This is a genomic window from Hafnia alvei (genome assembly GCF_964063325.1).
In the GTDB taxonomy this organism is placed as follows: Bacteria; Pseudomonadota; Gammaproteobacteria; order Enterobacterales; family Enterobacteriaceae; genus Hafnia; species Hafnia alvei_B.
The window spans coordinates 1,279,801-1,291,364 of record NZ_OZ061315.1; the positions used below are offsets into that span (position 1 = coordinate 1,279,801).

The window sequence follows — 11,564 nt, forward strand, 5'->3', positions numbered from 1 at the left end:
GTGGTACCGGTAGGTTTTCTCATTGTAACAAGCATCGGCTCACCATCCATTCCACTGTAAATAAGGATCTTGCTCATCATCAGTTGTTCATTATTAATCCTTTTGGGCTTCAGAAAGTTCGGGAACAGTTGAGAAAGTGATATTCTGCAATTTTAAATCCCCATTGTTTATAGATTGGAAATTAAAAATAATATTTTCATTCTTTTCTAAAGAAAATAAAATAATACAAAAAACATTACACTCTGTTGTCTTTGTTTGTATACCTTTTAGGATAAAACAGATTGTCTGAATTTCTAGTTTTTTTATCTCACCATAGTGAGATTTTATCTTTTTAATTTCCTCAGGAATATTACGTGCAATCTTATTGCTCATGCTATGCATGAAGCTCAGTTCATCAGTGGACTTTTCCTGATTGAATTCAAGTTCAAATTTATAAACTATTTTTTTTATTTTTATTTTCTCAGTGTAAATGGTTAAGATGCTCCATATGATGGAAAAAAAAGTACTTATTGAAGTTATTTTTACTAACCTTAAAACACCACTTTGATTGTAATACCATCCATTATCGTTGAAGTAATCAATCCCGATGAGCATTGCAAATATAGAAAAAAATATTGGTAATGAAAGCATTATAATATATGAGATCATCGATATTTCTTTATTGATCCCATTATTGTTTTTTAAAAATAATATTTTACTCATTATTATCATCCTTATTTATATATGTTCCTATGTTATCACTAACTCCTTCAGACGTTAATCCTGTAGCATAGTCACCTACAATATTAGAAAGCAAAGGTATTTTCCCTAAAATACCACTTACGATCGTTCCTACTCCAGCCCCTGCGGCCCCGCTATTACTACTACTATTCAGATAAGCAATCCCTGAAGCTATTAATGTATTAGCCATAAGTGAGCGTCCAGGGTATAAAACACCAGTTAACGCAGCTGCGGTAGCATCTGAAGTTTTTACTTCTCCGTGTTCAACCCATTGATATGTCATATTTGATGCACAAAAAATTGTGCCACTTTTTAAAACATTAGGAATAGAGGCTGCCGGCCCAAAGATTGCAGTAAGCACAATATTCGGAGTGTCGATTGCCCAAGATTTTGTATAGTCAGCCTCAGGATTCCAAGCTCCTTTAGTTGATGCCATATTATTTAATGCTGTAGTAGATTCACCAGATGGCAAAATGCTCCCAGCTGATTGGGCTGCTTCACCATAGTCAATTCCGCCTATTGTTCCCATCGAGGAAAGTGCATCCCAGTTATCACTTAGGCCTAATGGGTCGCTTTGCTGAATCGGATCGGATGTATAATCATAAAAATTCCATCCACCCCTCAACCCAATCGGATCCTGAGTAATATACCGCCCTATCGTCGGATCGTAATAGCGATGGCGGTTGTAGTGCAGGCCGGATTCTTCATCGTATTGCTGCCCCTGCATTCTGATTGGTTGGTGCAGCTGATGCGGGTTTTCTTCGCTTAGCGCATTGCCCCAGGCGTCCAGCGTGATGGACCAGTCGATATCGCCGTTGAGGTTGATGAGCTGTTGTGGCGTGCCGAGGTGGTTGCAGTCGTACAGCTGCGCGGCGTAGGGCGTATCCGGCAGTGGGTCGAGCAGGGTGGCCAGATATTCCGGGCTGAGCTGTACCTGATTGAGCCACGCGTGTTGTTCCTCGCTGAGGCGGTTGTCGCGTAGCGCCTGCTCGATGTGGTGCAGGGTTTGCTTGAAATCGGGCGGCAGGGTGATACCCACTTCCAGCTCAAGTTTGTCGCCCAGCGGAGTGACTGTTGGCGGCTTATCGCCTTCAAAACGCAGTAGGGGCACAAAGCTGTGGGGCAAATAGACCGTGTGAATGCGGGTGCCATCGCGCTCGGTGAGCACCAGTTTGTCGCCGTCCCAGCCAAACCAGCTGATGTGCTTGGGCTGGTTGCGCTGCATGACCTGTTTACCGATGCGCCGCCCTAATGGGTCGTAGCAGTAGCGGCCGCCGCGCAGGGCTTCGCCGTCTTGCGCGCAGAGGTAGCTGACGAGGCGATGGCTGCGGTCGTAGCGGTAGTGATGCACTTCGCCCGCGTCGCGTTTGCGGGTTTTTTGAGTAAGATTGCCGTGGGCATCGTACTGATAATAAAAGTGCGCATCTTCGCTCAGGCGATTACCCGGATGGCGCATGTCGGCCATAAAGGCCTCGGGCATGTAGCGGTTGATGAGCCGGTTGCCCGCGAGGTCAAGGTGGTAGTCGGTGTGGCGGTGGGCGCTGCGCTCGTGGATGAGGCGGCCGGCGGCGTCATACCCATAGTGCTGCGATGAAAATGGGCTGACAATATCGCTCAGCTGGCCACGCGACGTATAGCGGTATTCCTGTGCGCGCGGGTCGGCGTTGGGGGTACTGAGCGTGAGGCTGTGCAGCCGTCCGACCTCGGTATAGCTTGTCTCTAAGATACTTTCGCCAAAGCGGCGCTGCGTTTCTCGGTGTAAGGTATCGCGGTCAAATTCCAACAGACTTTGCTCGCCGAGCGCTACGCCGAGCAGGTGGCCGGGGCCGTAGGTGTGCCAGTGCAGGGTGGGTAGGCCGTCGGGCGTGGTGAACAGCAGGGCGCTGTTGGCATCATAACGATGCTGGATGCGGTGCTGCCACAAAATACTGCCGTCAGGGGCGCTGACAATCTGCTGCTCTTGGTTAATTTGCCCGGACAGGTTGCGTTCAAACAACACGCTGACGGGGTAGCCTTCGCTGACGTGATGCGCGGCTATTAGCTGGCCGTCGAGGTTATATTCCCAGCGCGCTATGTCACTTTCGGCATCTTCGGTATTGTGGGTGCGGCTGACTAATCGCCCCAAAATATCATGCTGCCACTGGGTTATCAGGCCGGCATCGTCGCTTTCTATTAATTCCCCAGCCGCGTTGTAGCGATAGCGCTGAACCCGTCCGTCAAAGCCCACTTCTTCCACCAATCTGTCCATCGCGTCATAGGTAAAACGCATCTGGGCATCATTTTCATTAGTGAGCGCAATCAGTCGGTCGGCGGCGTCATAGGTAAACTGCTGGGTGGCACCGCCGTGGGTGCGCGTGAGCAAACGGCCGTTGTCATCGTAGGTCATCACGGTTTGGCTGCCGTCGGGCTCGGTCAGCGTGATTAAATCACCCGCGGGATTGTAGTGATACTGGGTGCGTTCACCGGTGCTATTTTCCGTGCTTATCAGGCGGCCACGAGCGTCGTATGCATAACGTAAGGTGAGGGCTGCGGGGCGGCAAATCTCACGGCGCTGCCCCCAGCGGTCATAGCGGTATTCGGTGGTGTTGCCCGAGCAGTCGGTGTAGCGGGCCAGCTGGCCGCTGCGCGTCCACGTCAGGCGTTTCTCTCCGCCGCCCGCATCGGTGATGGCACAGGGCTGTGAGCTGCTGTCATCGGCATAGGCATAGCGCACGGTGCGGTTAAGGGCATCACTTTCTGCGGTCAGGCGGCCAAGCGCGTCATAGCTGCGCGTGAGGCGACGGTCATCGGGCAGTATCGTTTGAGTCAGTAAACCGTGGAGATTATAGCCAAAGCGGGTGCGGTCGGGGGCGACGATGCTGGTGAGCTGACTGGTGGTAATATCGTGGGTGAACGCCGTTTTTCGCCCCAGCGCATCGGTTTGCGCCATCAACAGATAACCCGCCACCTCGTTGTGGCTTTCGCTGCCGTCGGCGTAGGTGCGCTTCACCACCCGTTTAAGGCCTTTTTCACCGGTGTAATAGTAGGTTTCACGACGACCTAGGCTGTCGGTCACCGTGGTGCTATCTGCCGCGTAATCGAACTGATAATCCAGCCCGTTGGGGTTGCTTTGGGTCACGGCGCGGCCCTGTGCATCGTAGGTATAGCGGCTGACGGGGCGACCCAGATAGCGATGGGCGGTCATGCGTCCGAGTAAATCGGGATGATAGGCGAACTGGCGAATGGCCTGCCCGCTGCGGTCATACACGGTTTGTAGTTCACCGCGCGGGGTGTATTCATAACGCACCAGCGGCTCAGCGGGCACATCGGGAAAGTCAGGGTCATGCACCAAATACACCGCCGACAGGCGAACGCCGTTGTCACGTCCCCAGCCGCCGCGCTGCGTACAGACCGCCTCGGCGATATGCTGGTGCTCAAGCCGATAACGCCGCCCCACGCTGTCCTCAACCTCGGTGATGACGCCGGTGCCATCATAAAAGTACTGTAATTCCTGCCCAAAACGGTCACGCATGCCGCGCAAAAAACGCCGCGCGGATAAGGGGGCAGGGAGTGTGGTGTGGCCTTCGTCTTCCGAAATACCGAGCACCCACCACGGGCCGAGAGCATCGGCGGTACTCAAGTACAGGTGTGAATTTAACCGCCACGATTCGGGTAGGGTGTGCCAAAGCATCGCCAGCGGGTGGTTTTTGTCGCGTTCCAGCAGGCCGCCGCGCACCAGCCACAGGGATTCGCTGCGGCTGAAATGCGCCTCACCAACGGCGAGCGTGTTGAAATGCAGGCTGCGCCCGCCGTTGTCGTTGAGGATAAGGCCGGCTTTGGTCACCAGCAGGCTGACGCCGCTGGGCAATTGCCAGCCGGGGCCGAGCAGTCCGACAGGCGCAGGGGTATCGGTTTGGTAGCTGCTGTAGCTGCGAGACAGAATGAAGGGCACGGCGGCCGGTAAGGCAACGTCGGTTTCGGCGGAGAGGACTTTGGCGCCCAATAACGGGTTGACGGGCTTACCGACTTTTTGTCCATTGGGACAGGTCGAACAGGCCACGCCGCTAGGGGCGCCAATCAGCACGCCTAACGAGCCTTGCGTGATAGGGCCGCCGATTGTAGTTTCGTCTGTTTGACGCGCTGCGGGTAATCCTGCCATCGCACTTATCCCTGTACGTAATATGCACACCGAGTGTGCTTATCTATGCCACGGGCTGTGGGATTGTTAAATGGCGTTTGATTTATGAATTAATTAAGGGAAATTTAAGTGTTTGCAGAAAATCGCCCTATGAATAGGGCGATATTGAGGTTGTTGGCCTAATAAACATCAATACAGTGAAACTCGCTCCATCAAAAGTTTCACAAACCCTTCTCGATCGACGTTGAGCAATACTTCGGTATTGGGCGTATTCCCCGTTAGGTTGTAGACGTCTGCCACGGTCATGCCCGTGGTGTATTTCCCCTGTGTTTCTACCCCAACCCAGTAGTGTGCCGAGGTAAATAAGTCAGGTTTAAGCAACCATGCCACGACGCAAGGATCGTGCATCGCTGCGCCCGGCAGTTTACGGGGCCCGCTAAGATAGAGCGGTAGATAGAAATCAAGCATCTCGGCCACGGCCTTCGCCACCGGATTATTTATAGCGCGAATTTGTTCGACTTCATCCGCCATCACTAACGCCTGATGGGTCATATTTAGCCCAGCCATCACTAGCGGCACGCCTGATTGCAACACAATTTCAGCGGCTTCGGGGTCAACGATGATATTGAATTCTGCCGCTGGAGTGGCGTTACCGCCGTCGATGCCGCCACCCATAAAGACGATGCGTGAAATCTTGGACTTCAGCTCCGAGTATTGTGATAGCAATAGCGCGGCGTTGGTCATTGGTCCTGTGACTACCAGCGTTATCGGCGTATCTGATTCGCGGAGGATTTTTGCCATCAGCTCAACGGCATTAAGTGGGTGAGGCTGAATGGTGGCTGTTGGGAGCTTGGTGGTTCCCATTCCGGTTTCACCATGCACGTGGTCGGCAATCATTAATTTGCGCATAAGCGGCTGGTGCGCGCCGCCTGCTACAGGAATATCGGTACGCTGCATGAGCGTGAGCAAACCTAGCGCGTTATGCAGCGTTTTCTCAGGCGTTTGATTACCCGCTGAGGTGGTGACGGCTTTGATATCCAGCTCTGGCGAATGTAAAGCCATCGCCAGTGCGATTGCATCGTCAAGTCCTGGATCGCAGTCAAAAATAATAGGGGTTGGCATCGTTTTTTCCTCCGTTAGCGCAGATTGGCGTAGGCGGTGCCGACGCGTTCAACCAGTAAATCGACGAATGCCTGACGATCAATATCCATCATTACGGTGGTACTCGGGGCGTTGTTGGTCAGATTGTAGTAATCCACCACGGTCATCCCTTGTGTGTATTTTCCTTGCGTTTCAACGCCGACCCAGCGTTCAACACAGGTAAACATCGATGGCTTAATCAACCATGCGATGGTGCAAGGATCGTGTAGCGGAGCACCTTGGAATCCCCATTTTTCCTGTTTGTGATATTCCATGAAGAAATCTAGCAGGTCAGCGACCACGGCGGCGACGGGATTACCCAACTGACGGAAGCGTTCAATATCTTCACTCATGATTTGGGCACGATGAGTGACATCAAGTCCAGCCATAACAATCGGTAGCCCTGATTGAAATACGATTTCAGCGGCTTCAGGATCGACATAAATATTAAACTCGGCGGCTGGCGTCCAGTTGCCGAGCCCTGCTGCACCGCCCATGATCACGATGCGCGCAATTTTGGGCTGTAACTCGGCATGTGAGCTGAGGAGCAATGCAATATTGGTGAGTGGTCCGGTGGCGACAATCGTCACCGGCTCTGCGCTCTCACGTAGGGTTTTGGCGATAAGCTCAACGGCATTGCAGAGTTGTGGCGCGAAGCTGGGTTCTGGAAGCTCAGGGCCGTCTAAACCGCTTTCACCATGCACGTTGTCGGCGATGATCAGCTCACGCATCAGCGGTTTTACTGCGCCGCCGGCCACCGGAATATCGCTTCTTTGCAACAGCGTTAAAATGCGCAGAGCATTGCGCAGCGTTTTCTCTGGCGTTTGGTTGCCTGCGGAGGTGGTAACGGCTTTGAGTTCGAGCTCTGGTGAGGCAAGGGCAAGGATGAGCGCAATAGCGTCATCGTGGCCGGGATCGCAATCAAGGATAATAGGTAAAGACATTCAAGAAGACTCCTGTCATCAGCGGGTTTTATTGTTTGAGCTTTTTTGTTTGAAAATGATTGTGTGACCAGCTTAACGCGCAGAAGAAATTTGGAATAGAAAAGGGAGTGGAAAGCGTGAGGTAATGCGCAATCCCACGCGATTGTGGGAATTGCGCACGAAAATATTAATGAATGATTTTTGCGAGGAAATCTTTGGCGCGATCGGATTCTGGATTATTGAAGAAGTCGTCTTTATTGCGATCTTCCACAATTTTACCTTCATCCATAAAGATCACGCGGTTGGCCACTTTACGCGCAAAGCCCATTTCATGTGTCACCACCATCATGGTCATGCCTTCTTTTGCCAGCTCAACCATAACATCCAGCACTTCGTTGATCATTTCAGGATCGAGCGCCGAGGTCGGTTCGTCAAACAACATAGCGACAGGATCCATACACAGCGCACGTGCAATAGCCACGCGCTGTTGCTGTCCACCAGAGAGCTGGCTAGGGAATTTGTCAGCATGGGAGCTAAGTCCTACGCGTTCCAGCAGCTTTAACCCTTTGCTTTTTGCCGCTGCTTTTTCGCGGCCTAGCACTTTTACCTGTGCCAGCGTGAGGTTTTCGATAATCGACAAATGTGGAAACAGTTCAAAGTGCTGAAAAACCATGCCCACTTTCGAGCGTAGCTTGGCTAAATCTGTGCGCTTGTCGTTAACCTGAATTCCGTTCACCGTGATCTCGCCTTTTTGAATTGGCTCCAGACCATTAACGGTTTTTATCAACGTTGATTTACCTGAACCTGAAGGGCCACATACCACCACCACTTCGCCTTTTTTCACTTCCGTGGAGCAGTCTGCCAGCACCTGAAAGTGACCATACCACTTAGAAACATTTTTCAGGGAAATCATCAAACAGTCCTTTTTTTCAAGTAATTAACCAGCGCCGAAGCGGCTAGGCTGATAATAAAATAGACAAAACCGGCAAACAGAATCATTTCTACCTGCGTTCCATCACGTTCCCCAATGGTTGACGCGGTGCGGAAGAAATCGGCCAAACTGAGTACGTACACCAGTGAAGTATCTTGAAAAAGCACAATTCCCTGAGTGAGCAGCAGCGGCACCATGGCGCGGAACGCTTGGGGCAGGATCACCAAACGCATCGATTGCCAGTGGGTCATGCCTAACGCCAGCGAAGCGCCTGACTGCCCCTTGGATACGCTTTGGATGCCCGCACGAATGATTTCTGAGTAATAGGCGGCTTCGAATAGAGAAAACGCTACCATGGCTGAGATAAGCCGAATATCGTTTTTTGGTGATAAACCTAGAACTTGTTGTAATAAGCTTGGAACAACAAGATAGAACCAAAGTAAAACCATCACCAACGGTACGGAGCGGAACAGGTTGACGTAGAGCGCGGCAAACCAGCTAATCGGTTTGAACGACGATAGACGCATAACGGCTAAAACAGTGCCCCAGATAATGCCAAAGACCACTGCGATGAGCGTAATTTTTAGCGTAATGACCATCCCATTCATCAGATAGGGCAGGCTGGGAACAATAGAACTCCAATCAAATTCGTACATTATTTGCTCCCCATATTCCCTGGTAGCTGAATCTTGCGCTCGACGAAGTGCATGATCAGCATGATCACCGCGTTGATGGCAATGTAGGCCAGCGTGATAGCGGTAAAGGATTCGTAGGCATGAGCGGAATAATCGAGTAGCTTGCCTGCCTGAGCCGCCATGTCGACCAGACCAATGGTTGATGCAATCGCCGAGTTCTTAACCAAGTTAAGCATTTCGGACGTCATTGGCGGAACGATCACGCGATAGGCGTTAGGCAGCAAGACATAACGGTAGGTTTGCGGCAGCGTTAGCCCCATGGCTAAACCGGCACTTTTTTGCCCGCGTGGCAGCGATTGAATGCCTGAGCGAACCTGTTCACACACGCGTGCAGCGGTGAATAACCCCAAACATAGCATCGATGAAACGAAGAACTGGATGTTGGGATCGAGCTCGCTTTTAAACCACATGCCGATATCGGCGGGCAATAACTCGGGGATCACCAGATACCACGTAAAGAATTGCACAATCAATGGGACGTTGCGAAAAAGCTCGACGTAACACATGCCGAGGCTTGAGAGAAAACGGTTAGGAACGGTACGTAGGATGCCGAAAATAGATCCGACGAAAAACGCGATGATCCAGGCGCAGATAGACAGGGCTACCGTGACCTGAAAACCAGACCAGATCCACCCCAGATACGTCGTGTTGCCGAAAGGTGCCTGTTGCAAAAAGATGCCCCAGTTCCAGTCAATAGACATAGATAGCTCCCTAAAGTGAGATACGGCAATAACCTATTCAGATGTCAGGCTGGGTAGATAACCGCACACACGAAAATTGATGACAGTCACTTTTGAATTGGAGACAAGACAACTGCGACGAGAAAAAGGGGGAGGGAACGATCTCCCCCAATCCCGTCTGCCTAAAGTTTTGTCAGCAATCTAGCGCCTTTGTGTAACTCAAATGACAATGGCGATTGTCTCCGTCTCCTTAATTTTTAAATCGTGCGGAGACTAGGGTCTATTTAGCGATTTGGTCGTTAGGGGCTTTGAACAGCGCTTTCATGTCATCAGAAAGAGCAAAGTTCATATTCATGTTTTTTGGCGGAATTGGCTGGTTGAACCAACGTTCAAACCATTTAGCGGCTTCGCCGGAGGTTTGCGCTTTGGCAATGGTTTCATCCATCAGCTTTTTAAAGGCTGGATCATTCTTACGCAGCATACAGCCGTAGGCTTCATGTGACTGAGGTGTGCCAACGATCTCCCACTGATCGGGTTTTTTCGCTTTAGCACGCTCACCGGCTAATAAAGCGTCATCCATCATAAAGGCCACTGCGCGACCACTTTCCAGAGTACGGAAAGAGTCACCGTGATCTTTGGCGCTGATGATGCGCATTTTCATATTGTCTTTTTCGTTCAGTTTATTAAGCAGGATCTCAGAGGTGGTACCCGATGTTACAACGACTGGTTTACCCGCCAGATCTTTGAAATCTTTAATATCGCCGCCTTTTTTAGCCAGCAGACGAGTCCCGACAACGAAGATCGAGTTAGAGAAAGCCGCTTGCTGCTGGCGCTCTGCGTTGTTGGTGGTGGAACCACATTCAAAATCAAAGGTTCCGTTTTGCAGCAGTGGAATTCGGTTCTGCGAGGTGATAGGCAACATTTTTACCTGCAGATCAGGCATGTTCAGCTGCTTTTTAACCGCATCAACGATTTGATTCGAATAGTCTTGGGAATAGCCCACCACTTTCTGCGCGTTGTCATAATAAGAGAAAGGTACAGAAGATTCGCGATGACCAACGACGATAACGCCGCTGCTTTTAATCTTTTGTAATGTGTCTGCAGAAGCTTCAGTTTTCTGGGCATCTGCTGCTTTTGCTTCATCTGCGGCGTGAGCCACGGTGCCCGACATACCGATTAGCAGCATTGATAACGCCAGTTTGCGCATTTGCATTCGCGTACTCCTTTGATTGTTGTGCTACAAGTTTCACATTTAATTGTTATATAAAGCTTTTGTTACTGCTTTTTATCTTTTCGCACGTAGGTGCCGGAACGATGGCACCGCTGCACGTTTACCCATTGTCGAAATTGGTTGTCTCTTATTTGGCGTGCATAAAACGTCTGCACTTGATAGCAAAATAGCCTAATGTAACCAAATTGATATCTTTATGTTTATATTTTGAGACATAAACCGCACCATTTAGTGGCATAATTTTCTCGATGCACAAAAATAATGCAGCTAATGCATCAAGTATGTGCAGAGTTTTTATCGATTAACGCCAATGCATGAGTTTCGGTGGTTATGAAGGGGATATTGCAAGAGGTGTGCCAGAAATTGAGCTCCGTTAGGGAGCTCATGGCGATATTAGGCTTGAGAGGCTGCTTGAGATAGCGCGATGTGGGCGTGAGCAATTTCCATAATAGAAGGCAGTGACGTAGGGTCAATATGGCGTTCGGTGTCCCATAAGCCCCCAAAGGTCACGGCTCTACCGCAGTGGATAAAGGCTTCTTCAACGTTAATTACGAGTACGCTACGGGCTGCATTTTCCTGAACATTGAAACGCTGGCACAACTCAGGATCGATGCTGAGTTGCGCTGTGCCATTCACACGAAAGGCTTCACTCCAGCCGGGGATTAAAAACAGCAGTCCGATGGTGGGATTACTCAGCAGGTTACGAATACCGTCTAAGCGGTTGTTACCCGGTAAGTCTGGCAGTAACAGCGTCTTTTCATCTTCAACCACGACAAAGCCCGCATCTCCGCCTTTGGGAGAGCAATCCATCCCTTTTTCGCCAATAGTTGAAATCACGACAAATGAAGACGACGCGATCAGCTGGCGGGCGTAGCTATCAATGTGATCAATTTGCTTCTGCAGCACCATCTTATTGGGCTGAGCATAGTGTTCACGTAATTTTTGCTCATCGGCAATGATAAATTCAGGATTTAGCTGCATCACTTTCTCATTAATGACTAAGGAAATTGCTGGCACATTAACAGCAGTGAGTATGATTCGCAATCGCGAAAATAACCCTGCTTCATATGTAGGGAGGGGCTTTGGGGAATTGATAAGCACCTCCCCCGAGAAGGGGGAGGTGTGCC

At 50.5% G+C, this 11,564-nt stretch carries 9 protein-coding genes; all 9 read right to left on the reverse strand.

Annotated features, from left to right (window positions below):
• Window positions 1-93: 93 nt before the first annotated feature.
• Entirely contained in the window at window positions 94-702 is a 609-nt protein-coding gene (locus AB3Y96_RS06080) for a hypothetical protein (protein WP_367298735.1), read from the reverse strand.
• The gene (locus tag AB3Y96_RS06085; protein WP_367298736.1) at window positions 695-4,858 is read right to left on the reverse strand and encodes an RHS repeat-associated core domain-containing protein; all 4,164 of its coding nucleotides are present in this window, start codon (window positions 4,856-4,858) and stop codon (window positions 695-697) included. Before AB3Y96_RS06085 ends, AB3Y96_RS06080 begins: the two co-directional genes overlap by 8 nt.
• Before the next feature lie 168 nt (window positions 4,859-5,026).
• Window positions 5,027-5,959 carry a pyrimidine-specific ribonucleoside hydrolase RihA gene (gene rihA / locus AB3Y96_RS06090; RefSeq protein WP_367298737.1) on the reverse strand — a complete coding sequence of 311 codons (933 nt, stop codon included), beginning with the start codon at window positions 5,957-5,959 and terminating at the stop codon, window positions 5,027-5,029.
• A 14-nt stretch (window positions 5,960-5,973) separates the two neighbouring features.
• Window positions 5,974-6,921, reverse strand: coding sequence for a pyrimidine-specific ribonucleoside hydrolase RihA (gene rihA / locus AB3Y96_RS06095; protein WP_367298738.1), 948 nt, complete (start codon window positions 6,919-6,921; stop codon window positions 5,974-5,976).
• Window positions 6,922-7,087: 166 nt separating this feature from the next.
• Entirely contained in the window at window positions 7,088-7,813 is a 726-nt protein-coding gene (locus AB3Y96_RS06100) for an amino acid ABC transporter ATP-binding protein (RefSeq protein WP_025800658.1), read from the reverse strand.
• Window positions 7,813-8,487, reverse strand: a complete 675-nt coding sequence (gene gltK, locus AB3Y96_RS06105; RefSeq protein ID WP_072308388.1) for a glutamate/aspartate ABC transporter permease GltK — start codon at window positions 8,485-8,487, stop codon at window positions 7,813-7,815. The genes AB3Y96_RS06100 and gltK overlap by 1 nt, the downstream gene beginning before the upstream one ends.
• Window positions 8,487-9,227, reverse strand: a complete 741-nt coding sequence (locus tag AB3Y96_RS06110; RefSeq protein ID WP_025800660.1) for an amino acid ABC transporter permease — start codon at window positions 9,225-9,227, stop codon at window positions 8,487-8,489. The genes gltK and AB3Y96_RS06110 overlap by 1 nt, the downstream gene beginning before the upstream one ends.
• Window positions 9,228-9,486: 259 nt before the next feature.
• Window positions 9,487-10,419: a glutamate/aspartate ABC transporter substrate-binding protein gene (locus AB3Y96_RS06115; protein WP_072308389.1), complete on the reverse strand. Its 933-nt coding sequence runs from the start codon at window positions 10,417-10,419 to the stop codon at window positions 9,487-9,489.
• A 411-nt stretch (window positions 10,420-10,830) separates the two neighbouring features.
• On the reverse strand, window positions 10,831-11,418 hold the full coding sequence (locus AB3Y96_RS06120; RefSeq protein WP_072308390.1) for an MSMEG_1061 family FMN-dependent PPOX-type flavoprotein: 588 nt from the start codon (window positions 11,416-11,418) through the stop codon (window positions 10,831-10,833).
• Window positions 11,419-11,564 lie beyond the last annotated feature (146 nt).